15 protein-coding genes are annotated in these 14,523 nt (G+C 64.7%); all 15 read left to right on the top strand.

Annotated features, from left to right (window positions below):
* Positions 1–29 precede the first annotated feature (29 nt).
* The 15 genes from fabF to nagZ all read left to right on the top strand — a co-directional run bounded on the left by fabF (position 30) and on the right by nagZ (position 14,459).
* Positions 30–1,277, top strand: coding sequence for a beta-ketoacyl-ACP synthase II (gene fabF, locus ACNH6H_RS21220; protein ID WP_418320275.1), 1,248 nt, complete (start codon positions 30–32; stop codon positions 1,275–1,277).
* Between the two features lie 35 nt (positions 1,278–1,312).
* Entirely contained in the window at positions 1,313–1,810 is a 498-nt protein-coding gene (locus tag ACNH6H_RS21225; protein ID WP_418320276.1) for a hypothetical protein, read from the top strand.
* Positions 1,807–2,415, top strand: a complete 609-nt coding sequence (rpoE, locus tag ACNH6H_RS21230; protein ID WP_418320277.1) for an RNA polymerase sigma factor RpoE — start codon at positions 1,807–1,809, stop codon at positions 2,413–2,415. Before ACNH6H_RS21225 ends, rpoE begins: the two co-directional genes overlap by 4 nt.
* Positions 2,416–2,485: 70 nt before the next feature.
* Positions 2,486–3,139 (top strand): sigma-E factor negative regulatory protein, encoded by a 654-nt coding sequence (locus tag ACNH6H_RS21235; protein ID WP_418320278.1) that lies wholly within the window; start codon positions 2,486–2,488, stop codon positions 3,137–3,139.
* 12 nt (positions 3,140–3,151) lie between these two features.
* Positions 3,152–4,204: a MucB/RseB C-terminal domain-containing protein gene (locus ACNH6H_RS21240; RefSeq protein WP_418320279.1), complete on the top strand. Its 1,053-nt coding sequence runs from the start codon at positions 3,152–3,154 to the stop codon at positions 4,202–4,204.
* A gap of 88 nt (positions 4,205–4,292) precedes the next feature.
* Positions 4,293–5,798 carry a Do family serine endopeptidase gene (locus ACNH6H_RS21245; RefSeq protein WP_418320280.1) on the top strand — a complete coding sequence of 502 codons (1,506 nt, stop codon included), beginning with the start codon at positions 4,293–4,295 and terminating at the stop codon, positions 5,796–5,798.
* Positions 5,799–6,346: 548 nt separating this feature from the next.
* On the top strand, positions 6,347–8,155 hold the full coding sequence (lepA, locus tag ACNH6H_RS21250; RefSeq protein ID WP_418320281.1) for a translation elongation factor 4: 1,809 nt from the start codon (positions 6,347–6,349) through the stop codon (positions 8,153–8,155).
* Positions 8,155–9,132: a signal peptidase I gene (gene lepB, locus ACNH6H_RS21255; protein ID WP_418320282.1), complete on the top strand. Its 978-nt coding sequence runs from the start codon at positions 8,155–8,157 to the stop codon at positions 9,130–9,132. The genes lepA and lepB overlap by 1 nt, the downstream gene beginning before the upstream one ends.
* Before the next feature lie 82 nt (positions 9,133–9,214).
* Positions 9,215–9,583, top strand: coding sequence for a DUF4845 domain-containing protein (locus tag ACNH6H_RS21260; RefSeq protein ID WP_418320283.1), 369 nt, complete (start codon positions 9,215–9,217; stop codon positions 9,581–9,583).
* 25 nt (positions 9,584–9,608) lie between these two features.
* Positions 9,609–10,319, top strand: coding sequence for a ribonuclease III (gene rnc / locus ACNH6H_RS21265; protein WP_418320284.1), 711 nt, complete (start codon positions 9,609–9,611; stop codon positions 10,317–10,319).
* Positions 10,320–10,333: 14 nt separating this feature from the next.
* Complete coding sequence (gene era, locus ACNH6H_RS21270; RefSeq protein ID WP_418320285.1) at positions 10,334–11,320, top strand: GTPase Era; 987 nt, start codon at positions 10,334–10,336, stop codon at positions 11,318–11,320.
* Positions 11,317–12,144 carry a DNA repair protein RecO gene (recO, locus tag ACNH6H_RS21275; RefSeq protein WP_418320286.1) on the top strand — a complete coding sequence of 276 codons (828 nt, stop codon included), beginning with the start codon at positions 11,317–11,319 and terminating at the stop codon, positions 12,142–12,144. Before era ends, recO begins: the two co-directional genes overlap by 4 nt.
* Before the next feature lie 9 nt (positions 12,145–12,153).
* On the top strand, positions 12,154–12,972 hold the full coding sequence (locus tag ACNH6H_RS21280; protein WP_418320287.1) for a pyridoxine 5'-phosphate synthase: 819 nt from the start codon (positions 12,154–12,156) through the stop codon (positions 12,970–12,972).
* A complete protein-coding gene (gene acpS, locus ACNH6H_RS21285) occupies positions 12,969–13,373 on the top strand; it encodes a holo-ACP synthase (RefSeq protein ID WP_418320288.1) in 405 nt (134 codons plus the stop codon). Before ACNH6H_RS21280 ends, acpS begins: the two co-directional genes overlap by 4 nt.
* 3 nt (positions 13,374–13,376) lie before the next feature.
* Complete coding sequence (nagZ, locus tag ACNH6H_RS21290) at positions 13,377–14,459, top strand: beta-N-acetylhexosaminidase (protein WP_418320289.1); 1,083 nt, start codon at positions 13,377–13,379, stop codon at positions 14,457–14,459.
* Positions 14,460–14,523 lie beyond the last annotated feature (64 nt).

Here is a 14,523-nt window from a genome sequence, read left to right on the forward strand (position 1 = left end):
GACGGGGCCGCAACAACGGAGCCAATCAGATGACCCGCAGGCGTGTCGTGATCACCGGGCTGGGCTTGATCAGTCCGGTAGGCAATTCGGTTGCCGAAGGGTGGGACGCATTGCTTGCCGGCCGGTCCGGCATTGCCAATGTGACGAAGTTCGATGCGTCGAATTTCGCCTGTCGATTCGCCGGCGAAGTCAAGGGTTTCAAGGTCGAGGATTACATCCCTGCCAAGGAAGCCCGCCACATGGATACCTTCATCCATTACGGGCTTGCGGCGTCGATGCAGGCGGTTCGCGATGCCGGACTGCCGGTCAACGATCAACTCGATGAGACACAGGCCGAGCGCATCGGTTGCATGGTGGGCTCCGGCATCGGCGGCCTGCCGTTGATCGAGGATACGCATGCCGAGCTGACGGCCAAGGGGCCGCGCCGGATCACGCCGTTTTTTGTTCCGGCGTCGATCATCAACATGATTTCGGGGCACGTGTCGATCCAGTTCGGCTTCCAGGGGCCGAACCTGTCGATCGTCACGGCCTGCACGACCGGCCTGCATTGCATCGGCGAGGCCGGACGCCTGATCGAATATGGCGACGCCGACGTGATGATTGCCGGCGGTGCCGAGGCGACGGTGTCGCCGCTGGGCATCGGCGGTTTTGCCGCCGCCCGCGCATTGTCGACGCGCAACGACGATCCGGCCACTGCCTCGCGGCCGTGGGACAAGGATCGCGACGGCTTCGTGCTCGGTGAAGGCGCCGGCGTGCTGGTGCTCGAGGAGTACGAACACGCGAAGCGCCGCGGCGCGAAGATCTACGCCGAGCTTGCCGGCTTCGGCATGGGTGCCGATGCCTTCCACATGACGGCGCCGAACGTCGATGGCCCGAAGCGGTCGATGAAGGCGGCATTGCGCAATGCCGGCGTCAATGCCGATCAGGTGCAGTACCTGAACGCCCACGGGACCTCGACGCCGCTCGGTGATCTGAACGAGTCGAATGCGATCAAGCTGGCCTTCGGCGACGATGCGGCGCGCAAGCTGGTGATCAGTTCCACCAAGTCGATGACCGGCCACCTGCTCGGTGGTGCCGGCGGTGTCGAGTCGGTCTTCACGGTGCTGGCGATTCATCATCAGGTGGCGCCGCCGACAATCAACATCTTCAACCAGGATCCGGCCTGCGACCTCGACTTCTGCGCCAACACCGCGCGCGAAATGAAGATCGATCATGCGCTGAAGAACAACTTCGGCTTCGGTGGAACCAACGGCAGCCTGGTATTCAAGCGCATTTGACGCTGCTGCCGACACCTGCTGCCGGGGCTGACCGAATGCGCACAAGCCTGCCGCCCGTCGATGTCGCGAATCCGGCCCGGTCCACCTGGGCCCGGATCGTCGACCTGCTGGCTGTGCTGGCGCTGCTGGCGCTGGCCGGCTGGTGGTTCGCCGCACCGGCCGAGCTGCCGCCGCTTGGCCGGTCGCTGATCCTGCTGCTCGGACTTGCTGCTGCTTTGGTCGGCTGGTCGTCGCGGCGGGCGCCGTCCTGCTGGCTGCGCTGGGATGGGCGGCAATGGCTGCTTGTTGCCGCCGAGCGTACCGATGCCGGTGCATTGACGCCCGGCAAGCTGCGTGTCATCGTCGACCTGCAATTTGCAATGCTGCTGCGCTTCGAGTCTGGCGCGGGCAGGGGGGTGTCGTTGGTCCGCTGGTTTGCCGTCGATTGCCGTGGCCGGCAGTCCGATTGGCACCTGCTGCGCTGCGCTGCATTCGCCAGCCAGCACGGTGAAACCCTCGTGGCGCCTGTGCAGCGTCGCGAGATGCCGCAATGAGTGCGTCGGATGCCGATGCGCTGCTGATCGAACGGGTCAAGCGCGGCGATGTGAAGGCGTTCGAGATGCTGGTCGTCAAATACCAGCGGCGCATCGAGCGGTTGGTCGGACGGATGGTGCGGGATGTCGACCTCGTCCAGGACATCGCCCAGGAAACCTTCGTCCGGGCCTACCGGGCGATCCCGCAATTCCGCGGCGAAAGCGCCTTCTACACCTGGCTTTACCGGATTGCGGTCAATACCGCGAAGAAGGCGCTTGTCGAACTGAAACGCGATCCACTGGTCACCGAATCGGCCCGTGCGAGTCGGGATGATGACGATGAAACTTCTCGCACCGAAAACGAACTAAGCGATGGCGAGACACCCGAGTCGGTTCTGGCCGGCAAACAGGTCGCGGCGGCGGTGAACTCCGCAGTCGATGCCTTGTCTGACGACCTGCGTCAAGCGATCACCTTGCGTGAGATCGAAGGACTCAGCTACGAGGAAATTGCCGAATTGATGAATTGTCCGATCGGGACGGTCCGCTCACGCATCTTCCGTGCCCGGGAGGCCATTGCGACGCGGCTTCGGCCCCTGCTGGACACCCGTGAAGGCGAACGTTGGTGAAACCAACGGCGGACGATCGCCCGTTCGCGGCGCATGCGCTGCGATTCGCGTTGAGTTGGAGATGGAGATGATGAACAGTTCAGATGGCGCGGCTCGAGCGAACGAGCAGATGTCGGCGCTGGCCGATGGCGAGCTCGGTGCTGCCGAGGTGAAGGCGGCAATCGACGAGTGGCATGCCGACCCGCAGGCCCGTCGTGCCTGGCACGACTACCACTTGATCGGCGACGTGTTGCGCTCGGACGATCTGGCAGCGGCCGCGCCCGGCGACGCCGACTTCCTGGCCGCCGTGCGCAGCCGGCTCGCCGCCGAACCGACGATCCTTGCGCCGACCGCGGCGCCGATGCCGGTTGCGGCGCCGAACCGCCAGCGCAGCAGCGGCGGCGGACGCCGTTTTGCCTCGTATGCGGCGATGGCTGCCGGATTTCTGGTGGTCGTCGCCGGTACGCTGACGATCACCGGCCTGCCGTTCTCGACGAACAGCGGACCGGACGCAGCGATCGCCGAAGCTCCGCGGCCGGCGATTGCGCCGCCGACGGCACTGGCCGGTGCAGGCGACACCGCCACCGATCCGATGAATCAGATCGAGGTCGCTAGCGGGCAGCTGATCCGCGACGCCCGGCTCGACCGTTATTTCGCCGCCCATCATCAGTGGTCGAGCAATCCGATGCTGGGCGGGCATGCGGCCTATTTGCGCCCGGCTCCGAACGACGCTGCCGGACGCTGAGGCCGGGCGAGGATGCGTCATCGCCTGCTGATCGCCCGCGCTTCCGTCTGCGCCTGGTCGTTTGCCCTGGCGCTGGGCAGCGCCGTTGCGGCCGATGCCGCTGCGGCCGAAACCAAAGGCGCCGCCCGGCCGGCGGCATTGTCGACGGCGCAGGCGCAGCAATGGCTGCAGCGCATCCAGCAGGCGCCGTCGAAGCGCAATTTCCAGGGAACCTTCGTCGTCAGCGCCGGTGGCTCGCTGTCGAGTGCGCGAATGACGCACTATCAGGTCGGAAACAGCCAGTACGAGCTGATCGAGTCGTTGAACGGCCAGGCCCGGCTGGTGTTTCGCCACGACGACGTGATCCAGACCAACTGGCCCCAGCACCGGGTGGCCTTGATCGAGCAGCGCGAAAAACTCGGCTCGTTCCCGGCCCTGCTGGAAGCGGGTGATCCACGGGTCGTCGAGTTCTATGAGCTGCGTGTTCTCGGCGAGGACCGGGTGGCCGGTCGGCTCGCCGACGTATTGCAGCTGACCCCGCGCGACGCGCTGCGCTTCAGCAAACGGCTCTGGGTCGACAAGGAGTCCGGCCTGCTGCTGCGCGAGGATGTGCTCGGAGCAAACAGCCAGGTGCTCGAATCGTCGGCCTTTTCCGATGTCGCCGTTGGCGTGCGGCCGCAGCCCGAGGCGGTGCTCGCGGGCATGAAGAAGCTCGATGGCTATCGGGTCGTGCGGCCGACGCTGACGACTGCGGAACTCGAGGCCGAGGGCTGGGTCCAGCGGGAGATGGTGCCCGGTTTTCGCCGGGTCAGCTGCATCAAGCGGCCGCTGTTCAGCGCCGGCGAGGTCGATGCGCAGACGATGTCGCCACAGGTCCTGCAGACCATTTATACCGATGGTCTGACCTTTGTATCGGTGTTCATCGAGGCGTTCGACGAGGCCAGGCATTCGCGGCCGGTCTTGACAAGCATCGGTGCGACCCACACCTTGATGGTCCGGCAAGGTGATTGGTGGTTCACCGTGGTTGGCGACGCGCCGCCGGCTGCTTTGCGTGCCTTTGCGAAGGCAGTGGAGCGCAAGCGCTGATGGCCCTGCGTCGACTGGCGTCTGCCATCACCGGCCCCCGACGGGCGGACCGGATTGCTGTCGAAAGATCCAGAAGATGAGGAATACCATGAACAGTTTGTCGTTTCCTTGGATGACAGGAGGCTCGTCACGCCAGCCCCTGCGTGTTTTTCTGCTGGCGCTGCTGTCGGGCATCGTCGTGGCCGTCGGTGCGCTGAGCCCGAACCAGGCCGCCGCCCAGGGGCTGCCCGACTTCACCGAACTGGTCGAGCGGGTTGGCCCTGCGGTCGTCAATATCCGCACCACCGAACGTGTGCGATCGCCGCGCGGGGGTGGCGGCGGCTTCGAACTCGACGAGGACATGCTCGAGTTTTTCCGCCGCTTCGGCATTCCGATCCCGGGCATGCCCGGCACGCCGGGGCAGCCGCCGCGGCGCGGCGGGCCGCCGATGCCGGAAGGCGAACCGCAGCAGCGCGGCGTCGGCTCCGGCTTCATCCTGACCGCCGACGGCTTCGTGATGACGAATGCCCATGTCGTCGAGGGTGCAGACGATGTGCTGGTCACGCTGACCGACAAGCGCGAGTTCAAGGCGCGCGTGATCGGCAGCGACAAGCGCACCGACGTGGCGCTGGTGAAGATCGAGGCCACCGGGCTGCCGTTCGTGCGCATCGGCGACGTCAGCCGGCTGAAGGTCGGTGAATGGGTGATGGCAATCGGCTCGCCGTTCGGCCTCGACAACACCGTGACGGCCGGCATCGTCAGCGCCAAGGCCCGCGACACCGGCGAGTTCCTGCCGTTCATCCAGACCGATGTCGCGATCAATCCCGGCAACTCCGGCGGACCCCTGATCAACCTGCGGGGCGAGGTCGTCGGCATCAATTCGCAGATCTACAGCCGTTCGGGCGGATTCATGGGCATCTCGTTTGCGATCCCGATCGACGAGGCGATCCGGGTGTCGGACCAGCTTCGAACCACCGGCCGGGTCATCCGCGGCCGGATCGGCGTGCAGATTTCGCCGGTCACGAAGGAGGTTGCTGAATCGATAGGCCTCGGCAAGGCCGGCGGCGCGCTGGTGCAAAGTGTCGAGCCCGGCGGCCCTGCCGACAAGGGCGGTGTAGAGGCCGGTGACATCATCACCCGCGTCGAGGGCCGCATCGTCGAGAAGTCGGGTGATCTGCCGCGCATCATCGGCAACACCAAGCCGGGCCAGAAGCTGACGCTGCAGGTCTTCCGTCGTGGATCGTTCAAGGATCTGCCGGTCACTGTGGTCGAATTCGATCCGCCGGAGACCAAGACCCGTTCGGCTGCCGCCGAGCCGAGCAAGAACCCGGCACCGATGAGCGCGATCGGGGTTGCGGTGTCGGACCTGACCGAAGCGCAGAAGCGTGAATTGAAGGTCAAGTCCGGTGTGCGCATCGAAACCGTCGAAGGGGCGGCGGCACGTGCCGGGCTGCGCGAAGGCGATGTGATCATGGCGCTCGACAACATCGAGGTCACCAGTGCCCGCCAGTTCGAGACCATCGTGGCCAAACTCGACAAGTCGAAGCCGGTCACCGCGCTGGTGCGACGCGGTGAGTGGGTCAACTATGTGGTGATCCGTCCACTGCCTCGATGAGTGGGGGAGCGGGAGGCGGCTGCACTGCGGCCGCTTTCCGACTCGTGCCGCGGGTCTTTCCGCCAGATGGAAGCTGGCCGTCCCGGCGAATGGGTCCAGGCAGCCGGCGACTTGCGCAGCCGCTCTGACGGGCCAGATTCGGCTGAGCGTTCTGATCGGATTCGATGCGGAAAAGGTTGTAATCCGGCTTCTTCCACTGGAATAAGATGCGCCGGGGTTCGCAGTATTCCGCAGCGTGAGATGCGCCCACCGTTTGTGGATAAGCTGTTGATATCTTTGCTGTTGGCGCGCTGCAACGGCAATATTTCGGCCATTCGAGCGGCATCCTGAGGGGGTCTTTTCGCTACAATGAAGGCCCAACAAGCAGTTGCCAAACATTTTGTTGGAAGGCGCGTCAGCACTTCGACGTGCCTTTTTTTTAGCTTCCGCATCATCTCTTTTGCGCGCGCCCGCACCACCGGCACGCGCAGGTGGTGGGCCGAGCGAGGCGGGTCTCCGCCCGGCGGCAAGGCCAGATGCGCAAATCGCCTGCGTCCAAAGCAGCGTTCATGAATCACATCCGAAATTTCTCCATCATTGCCCACATCGACCATGGCAAATCGACGCTGGCCGATCGACTGATCCAGCATTGCGGTGGCCTCAGTGACCGCGAGATGGAGGCGCAGGTGCTCGATTCGATGGACATCGAGCGCGAACGCGGCATCACGATCAAGGCGCAGACCGCTGCGCTCGAATACAAGGCCCGCGATGGCCAGGTCTACCAGCTCAATCTGATCGACACCCCGGGCCACGTCGACTTTTCGTACGAGGTCAGCCGCTCGTTGTCGGCCTGCGAAGGCGCGTTGCTGGTCGTTGACGCGAGCCAGGGCGTCGAGGCGCAGACGGTCGCGAACTGCTATACCGCGCTTGACCTCGGCGTCGAGGTGATTCCGGTGCTGAACAAGATCGACCTTCCGCAGGCCGATCCGGAGAATGCAAAGGCCGAGATCGAGGATGTGATCGGCATCGATGCGTCCGACGCAATCGTCTGCAGCGCGAAGACCGGGCTCGGCATCGAGGACATCCTGGAAACGGTGATCCAGCGCGTGCCGCCGCCGAAGGGCAAGGTCGATGCGCCGCTGCGCGCGATGATCATCGATTCATGGTTCGACAACTATGTCGGTGTCGTGATGCTGGTGCGTGTTGTCGACGGCGAACTGAAGCGCGGCGAGCGCTTCAAGATGATGGCCAGCAATGCCGCCTATGCGGCCGAGCAGCTTGGCGTGTTCACGCCGAAGTCGATCCCGCGCGAAGTGCTGCGCGCCGGTGAGGTCGGCTTCGTGATCGCCGGCATCAAGGAATTGCAGGTGGCCAAGGTCGGCGACACGATCACCGTCGAGAAAAAGCTGCCGAACAACCTCGGCCCGGCCGCGCAGGCGCTGCCCGGATTCAAGGAGATCCAGCCGCAGGTGTTTGCCGGCCTGTACCCGACCGAAGCAAGCGAATACGACCAGCTGCGCGACGCGCTCGAAAAGCTCAAGCTCAACGACTCCTCGTTGCGCTACGAGCCGGAGGTCAGCCAGGCACTCGGCTTCGGCTTTCGCTGCGGTTTCCTCGGCCTGCTGCACATGGAGATCGTGCAGGAGCGGCTCGAGCGCGAGTTCGACCAGGACCTGATCACGACCGCGCCGAGCGTGATCTATGAGGTCGAACTGAACGACAAGACCGTGATCCAGGTCGAGAACCCGTCGAAGATGCCGGATCTTGGTCGGATCGCCGAGATCCGCGAGCCGATCGTCACGGTTCAGCTCTACATGCCGCAGGATTATGTCGGCCCGGTGATGACGCTGGCCAACCTGAAGCGCGGCAACCAGATCAACATGGCCTATCACGGCCGCCAGGTGCAGCTGACCTACGAGATGCCGCTGGCCGAGATCGTGCTCGATTTCTTCGACAAGCTGAAAAGCGTCTCGCGCGGCTATGCATCGATGGACTACGAGTTCAAGGAATACCGGGCTTCAGACGTCGTCAAGGTCGACATCCTGCTCAATGGCGACACCGTCGACGCCTTGTCGATCATCGTGCACCGCGCGCAGTCGCAGTTCCGCAGCCGCGCCGTCGTCTCGAAGATGCGCGAGCTGATCTCGCGGCAGATGTACGACGTGGCGATCCAGGCCGCGATCGGTTCCAACATCATCGCGCGTGAGACAATCAAGGCCCTGCGCAAGAACGTGCTTGCCAAGTGTTACGGCGGTGACATCAGTCGCAAACGCAAGCTGCTCGAAAAACAAAAAGCAGGCAAGAAACGCATGAAGCAGATCGGCTCCGTCGAGGTGCCGCAGGAAGCGTTTCTGGCCATTCTCCAAGTGGACGACTGATGAGCTTGTTGACCGGGTTGCTGTACGGCGCGCTGGCGCTGTATCTGGGCGGGTGGTATCTGGGCAAGTGGAGCGGCAATTTCTCGCTGCTGCTGTTCATCCTGTCGGTGACGACGATGGCCTACTGGCTGGCGGAGAAATTCGTCTTCGTGCCGCGCCGCCGCGCCGCCGCTGCTGCGCTCGAGAGCCAGGCCGCGTTACGCGCCGACGAGCTGGCGAAGCGGGGCATCACCCGCGTCGACAGCGACGTTGCGGAGGCCCGCCGCGCTGCGCTGGCCCAGCCCTGGTGGCTCGATTGGACGGCCGGCCTGTTTCCGGTCATCGTTGCCGTTTTTCTGCTGCGCTCGTTCCTGTTCGAGCCATTCAAGATTCCATCCGGATCGATGATCCCGACGCTGCTGGTCGGCGATCTGATCCTCGTCAACAAGTTTCATTACGGCGTCCGGCTGCCGGTGATCAACAAGAAGATCATCGACAACAATGATCCGCAGCGCGGCGATGTGATGGTGTTCCGTTTTCCGGCCGATCCGAGCATCGATTTCATCAAGCGGGTGGTCGGCGTGCCCGGCGACGTCGTCGGTTTCCACAACCAGATGCTGTCGATCAACGGCAAGCAGGTGCCCGTCGAGCGGATGCCCGAGCCCGGGTTCTACGATGAAACCGTGATGCGTTATTTCCCCGAATACCGTGAAAAACTCGACGGTGTCGCCCATCGAATCATCGTCAATCCGAAATACCAGCCGTTCTACGGCGTGGCCGACAAGATCGACTTTCCCTACCGCGACAATTGCACCTACAGCGCCGACGGCGTGACGTGCAAGGTGCCCGACGGCCACTATTTCATGTTGGGCGACAATCGCGATAATTCGCAGGATTCGCGCTTCTGGGGCTTTGTGCCGGATGCCAATATCGTCGGCAAGGCATTTTTTGTCTGGATGAATTTCGGCGACCTGAAGCGCATCGGTGGGTTCCATTGACGGCAACAGGCCGGTCCGCGCGGGGTGTCGGACTGCGGTCCGGCGCCGTGCCCGCAAGAACAGGGATGGGGAGTAGACATTGATGAGACAAGCTGTCGCAGTCGCCCGCACACAGCGGGGCATGGGTCTGTTCGGGCTGTTGTTCCTGCTGGTCCTGATCGGTGCCGTCGTGCTGGTCGGACTGAAGGTCTTCCCGACCGTCAATGAATACCTGACGATCAAGCGCGCAGTCAACAAGATTGCGGCAAGCAAGCCGGCAAACGTCGAGGATGTGCGGCGCGCCTTCGAGGCGACGAAGGCGGTCGAATATTCGATCGTCTCGATCGGCGCGAAAGACCTTGCGGTCACGAAAAGCGGGGATGACCTCGTCATCGCTTTTGCCTATAACGTCGAGATTGAACTGATCCCGCCTGTCTACCTTCTGATGAAGTACAGGGGCCAGGCCCAATAGGCGAGTTGCTCGCCACCACAGACGCGTGAACGAACTAGACATACTGGAATCATTGCAGGGGCGAATCGGCTACCGTTTCGTCGATACCGAGTTGCTCGGGCGGGCGCTGACCCATCGCAGCCATGGTGCCGATCACAACGAACGGCTCGAATTCCTCGGCGATGCGGTGCTCAGCCTGGCGATCTCGGACTTGCTGTTCGAGCGTTTCGCCGGGTCGGACGAAGGTGACCTGACCCGCGTCAGAGCCCATCTGGTGCGCGAGGACAGCCTGCACCGCGTCGCGCTGGCGCTCGACCTGCCCGAGGCCTTGCGGCTTGGCGAGGGCGAGGCGCGCGGCGGTGGCGCACAGCGGGCGTCGATTCTTGCCGATGCGCTCGAAGCGGTGATCGGCGCGACCTTCCTCGACGGCGGCTTCGATGCGGCAAAGGCGCTGGTCGAACGGCTGTTCGGCGAAGTGATCCAGACCACCGACGTGTCGTCGTGGGCCAAGGACGCGAAGACCGAACTGCAGGAATGGTTGCAGGCGCGGCGCCTGCCGGTGCCGGCCTATCGGATCGCCGGCACCCGCGGCCAGGCCCATGCCCAGACCTTCGAGGTCGAATGCGTCGTCGGCGCCTTGAACATGGTCCGCGCCGGTGAAGGCCGCTCGCGCCGCATGGCCGAACAGGAAGCAGCCCGGCGCATGCTCGATGCGCTCAACGATACCGATCGGCCGGACGGCCCGCTTCGCAGCTGAGCCGGCCCGCCTCCATGAACAAACCAAAGCCTGACGTAGCCACAGCGACGTCGGCGGTCGTGAACAACCCGTCTTCGCCCGAATCCGTCGCCGACGCGGGCACTGCGGAAAGGCGGTGCGGCTGGATCGCGATCGTCGGCCGCCCCAATGTCGGCAAATCGACGCTGCTCAATGCGCTGGTCGGCCAGAAGGTCAGCATCACGTCGAACAAGGCGCAGACGACGCGCCACCGCATCCACGGCGTGCGCACGGTCGGCGCGACGCAGTTCGTCTTCATCGATACGCCGGGCTTCCAGACGCGCCACACAGCGCCGTTGAACCGCACGCTGAACCGCACCGTGCAAGGTGTGTTGAGCGACGTCGACGTGGTGCTGTTCGTCGTCGAGGCCGGCCGCTTCGGGCTCGACGACGCGAAGGTGTTGTCATTGCTCGCCGCCGGCGGAGCCGATGCGACGCCACCGGTGGTGCTGATCGCCAACAAGCTCGATGCGGTGCACCGCCGGGCCGAGATCGCGCCTTGGCTGAAAAGCATGCAGGAGCGCCATCCGTTTGCCGAATATGTGCCATTGAGCGCGCGCCGCAAGACCGATGCGCAGCGGCTGCTCGGCATCATCGAGCCCTATCTGCCGCAGCAGCCATGGTTCTACGACGAAGAGGCGCTGACCGACCGCAGCGAGCGTTTCCTGGCCAGCGAACTGATCCGCGAGAAGCTGTTCCGGCTGATGGGTGACGAGTTGCCCTATACCTCGACCGTCGTGATCGACAAGTTCGAGGAGGAAGGCCGGCTGAAACGGATCGCCGCGAGCATCGTCGTCGAGCGCGATGCCCACAAGGGCATGGTGATCGGCGAAAAGGGCGCCATGCTCAAGCGCATCGGCAGCGAGGCGCGCCAGGAGCTCGAGACGCTGATGGGTGGCAAGGTCTTCCTCGAACTGTGGGTGAAGGTGCGTACCGGCTGGGCTGACGACGAGGAACATCTGCGCAGCTACGGCTACGAATGAAGCGCCAGCCGTCGACGCTTGCGGCATTCGTGCTCCATCAGTACGACTGGAGCGAATCGAGCCTGATCGTCGACCTGCTGACCCGTGAACAGGGTCGCATCGTCGTCGTCGCAAAAGGTGCGAAGCGGCCTTATTCGCAGCTGCGTTCGATCCTGCTGCCGTTCAACCGGATCCAGATCTCACTCGGCCGCGCGCAGCGCGACAACGAGCAGAACGCATCCGAGGTACAGACGCTGCGCGCGGCCGAATGGGCAGGCGGCGATGCCGCGCCGAGCGGCGCCGCCCTGTTCAGCGGTTTCTACCTGAACGAACTGCTGATCAAGCTGCTGGCTCGCAACGATCCGCATCCCGGACTGTTCGATGCCTATGCGGCGACGCTGCCGGCGTTGGCCGGTGCCGGCGAATCGCGCAACCTGCTGCGTGACGCCGCGGCCGAGACGCCGCGGGCCGCGCTGCGCGACGATGCGCGTGGCCAGGCCGCGCTGCGCGCTTTCGAGCTGAAGCTGCTGCAGGAGACCGGCCTGCTGCCCGAGCTGAGCATCGTCACGTCGACCCAGACTCCGGTTGCTGCGGCCGGGCACTATCGGCTGTCGGCCGAACACGGCGTGATGGCTGCGGACGCGGACGGCGAACTGAGCGGGCTGGCACTGATCGACGTGCAGGCCGCTCTGCAGCACGGCAGCCTCGACGCGCTGCGCCAGGCTTGCGCGCGCTCACTGCCGGGCTGGCGCAGCGCATTGCGTGGCATGCTCCAATACCACCTCGGAAGCGCGAGCTTGCGCACCCGACAACTGATGATCGAACTGCAGTCGTACGAGCGCTGAAGGCCCACGATGAATCCATTGATGACGAGCGGCGCGATCGGCACCGATCGGCGGCACGACGGCACCGCGCTGTCGGTCAACCTGAACAAGGTCGCATTGCTGCGCAACAGCCGCACGCTGACGATACCGAGTGTCTGCCGCGCCGCGGTACTGGCACTCGATGCCGGTGCGCACGGCATCACGGTCCATCCCCGGCCCGACCAGCGCCACATCCGGCCGGGCGATGTCGATGAATTGTCGCGGCTGCTCGCCGGTCGGCCGCAGGCCGAGTTCAACATCGAAGGCAATCCCTTCCACAACCTGATGGACCTGCTGCGCAATCTGGCCGCCGATGGCCGCTGCCCGCAGCAGGTGACCTTCGTGCCCGACAGCGTCGAGCAGTCGACCTCCGACCACGGCTGGCAGATGCCGCAGGATGCAGCGCGGCTGGCGCCGCTGATCGAAGAGGCGAGGGCGCTCGGTGCGCGGGTCAGCCTGTTCATGGACCCCGAGCCGGTGGCAATGGCCGCGGTGGCCGGCCTTGGCGCCGACCGGGTCGAGTTGTATACCGAAGCCTATGCGCGCAGTCACGGCACCGCAGAACAGGCAAATTGCCTGGCGCGGTATGTCGACGCCGCGCAGGCCGCGACCAGCGCCGGCCTTGGCCTGAATGCCGGGCACGATCTGAACCGCGACAACCTGGCCGATTTTCTGCGCGCGATTCCGGCGGTGCAGGAGGTGTCGATCGGCCACGCGCTGATCGCCGATGCGCTGGAGTTCGGCATCGCACAGACGGTGCGCGAGTACCTCCAGTGTTTTGTGGCAGCCGCTGGGACACCTCGCCGATGATCTTCGGCATCGGCACCGATGTCTGTGACGTGCGGCGCATCCGTGCGACCTGGCTGCGGCGCGGCGAGCGTTTTGCGCAACGCGTGCTCGGGCCGCAGGAACTGCTGGTCTTCGAGGCCCGGCTGCGCAAGGTCGAAGCGCGTGGCATCAGTTATCTGGCGACGCGCTTTTCGGCCAAGGAGGCCTTTTCGAAGGCAATCGGCCTGGGCATGCACATGCCGATGAGCTGGCGCGCCTGCGAGATCCTGAACCTGCCGAGCGGCCAGCCGGTGCTGCGGCTGCACGGCGCTTTGGCCGAATGGTTTGAGGCGCACCGCCTTGTCGGACATGTGACCGTCAGCGACGAAACCGATTACGCGACCAGCTTCGTGGTCGTCGAAACCAAGAACAAGGAGAGCTGAAAGATGGCCAACCGCATTGCCGATACCGGTGCAGTCCATGCACCGGTGGTGCTCGACATCGAAGGCACGGCGCTGACTGCCGATGACAAGCGCCGCCTGCGCCACCCGCTGACCGGCGGCCTGATCCTGTTTGCGCGCAACTGGCAGGACCGGCGGCAGTTGACCGAGCTGTGTGCGCAGATCAAGTCTGTCAGGCCCGACATCCTGATCTGCGTCGACCACGAAGGCGGCCGGGTGCAGCGCTTCCGCAGCGACGGCTTCACCCACCTGCCGCCGATGCGCGTGCTCGGCGAACGCTGGATGGACGATGCACTCGACGCCACCGATGCGGCCACCGCGGTTGGCCATGTGCTCGGCGCCGAATTGCGCGCCTGTGGCGTCGATCTGAGTTTTACGCCGGTGCTCGACCTCGATTTCGGGCGCAGCAGCATCATCGGCGACCGCGCCTTTCACCGCGATCCGCGCGTTGTCGCGATGCTCGCGAAAAGCCTGATGTTCGGCCTGCTGCGCGCCGGCATGGCCAATTGCGGCAAACATTTTCCCGGCCACGGCAAGGTCAGGGCTGACAGCCATGTCGCGATACCGGTTGATACGCGCAGCCTGAAGCAGCTGCTGGCCGACGATGCAAGCCCGTACCGATGGTTGTCGACCAGCCTGTCGAGCGTGATGCCGGCACACGTCGTCTATTCGAAGGTCGATCGCCGGCCGGCAGGCTTCTCGTCGCGCTGGTTGAAGGATGTATTGCGCCAGCAGCTCAATTTCAACGGCGCGATCTTCAGCGATGACCTCAGCATGGAGGCGGCCCGCCAGCTCGACGGTGCGATGCTGACCTATACCGAGGCGGCGATCGAGGCGTTGAATGCCGGCTGCGACATGGTGCTGCTGTGCAACCAGTCGGTCGATGGTGGGGCTGCGGTCGATCAGTTGCTCGATGGCCTTGCCGACGCAGCAGGCAAGGGCCGCTGGCGAGCCGATCCGGACAGCGAGATGCGCCGCCTCGACCTGCTGCCGCAGACCGCGCCGCTGGCCTGGGACGAACTGATGCACCAGGCGGCCTACCAGCATGCGCTGGAGCGGTTGCCGTAACAGCTCGCCGCAGCGCCTGTTCGGCGCATTGTCCAAGGCCTTGCAGCAAGCGGGGGTTCACAAA

Origin of the sequence: Pseudideonella sakaiensis (assembly GCF_048320135.1) — a bacterium.
Lineage (GTDB): Bacteria > Pseudomonadota > Gammaproteobacteria > Burkholderiales > Burkholderiaceae_C > Ideonella_A > Ideonella_A sakaiensis_A.

What these genes read in the sequence shown, in the direction of transcription:
- fabF (WP_418320275.1), top strand. Translation starts at nt 30, where the DNA reads ATGACCCGCAGGCGTGTCGTGATCACCGGGCTGGGCTTGATCAGTCCG.
- ACNH6H_RS21225 (WP_418320276.1), top strand. Translation starts at nt 1,313, where the DNA reads ATGCGCACAAGCCTGCCGCCCGTCGATGTCGCGAATCCGGCCCGGTCC.
- rpoE (WP_418320277.1), top strand. Translation starts at nt 1,807, where the DNA reads ATGAGTGCGTCGGATGCCGATGCGCTGCTGATCGAACGGGTCAAGCGC.
- ACNH6H_RS21235 (WP_418320278.1), top strand. Translation starts at nt 2,486, where the DNA reads ATGAACAGTTCAGATGGCGCGGCTCGAGCGAACGAGCAGATGTCGGCG.
- ACNH6H_RS21240 (WP_418320279.1), top strand. Translation starts at nt 3,152, where the DNA reads ATGCGTCATCGCCTGCTGATCGCCCGCGCTTCCGTCTGCGCCTGGTCG.
- ACNH6H_RS21245 (WP_418320280.1), top strand. Translation starts at nt 4,293, where the DNA reads ATGAACAGTTTGTCGTTTCCTTGGATGACAGGAGGCTCGTCACGCCAG.
- lepA (WP_418320281.1), top strand. Translation starts at nt 6,347, where the DNA reads ATGAATCACATCCGAAATTTCTCCATCATTGCCCACATCGACCATGGC.
- lepB (WP_418320282.1), top strand. Translation starts at nt 8,155, where the DNA reads ATGAGCTTGTTGACCGGGTTGCTGTACGGCGCGCTGGCGCTGTATCTG.
- ACNH6H_RS21260 (WP_418320283.1), top strand. Translation starts at nt 9,215, where the DNA reads ATGAGACAAGCTGTCGCAGTCGCCCGCACACAGCGGGGCATGGGTCTG.
- era (WP_418320285.1), top strand. Translation starts at nt 10,334, where the DNA reads ATGAACAAACCAAAGCCTGACGTAGCCACAGCGACGTCGGCGGTCGTG.
- recO (WP_418320286.1), top strand. Translation starts at nt 11,317, where the DNA reads ATGAAGCGCCAGCCGTCGACGCTTGCGGCATTCGTGCTCCATCAGTAC.
- ACNH6H_RS21280 (WP_418320287.1), top strand. Translation starts at nt 12,154, where the DNA reads ATGAATCCATTGATGACGAGCGGCGCGATCGGCACCGATCGGCGGCAC.
- acpS (WP_418320288.1), top strand. Translation starts at nt 12,969, where the DNA reads ATGATCTTCGGCATCGGCACCGATGTCTGTGACGTGCGGCGCATCCGT.
- nagZ (WP_418320289.1), top strand. Translation starts at nt 13,377, where the DNA reads ATGGCCAACCGCATTGCCGATACCGGTGCAGTCCATGCACCGGTGGTG.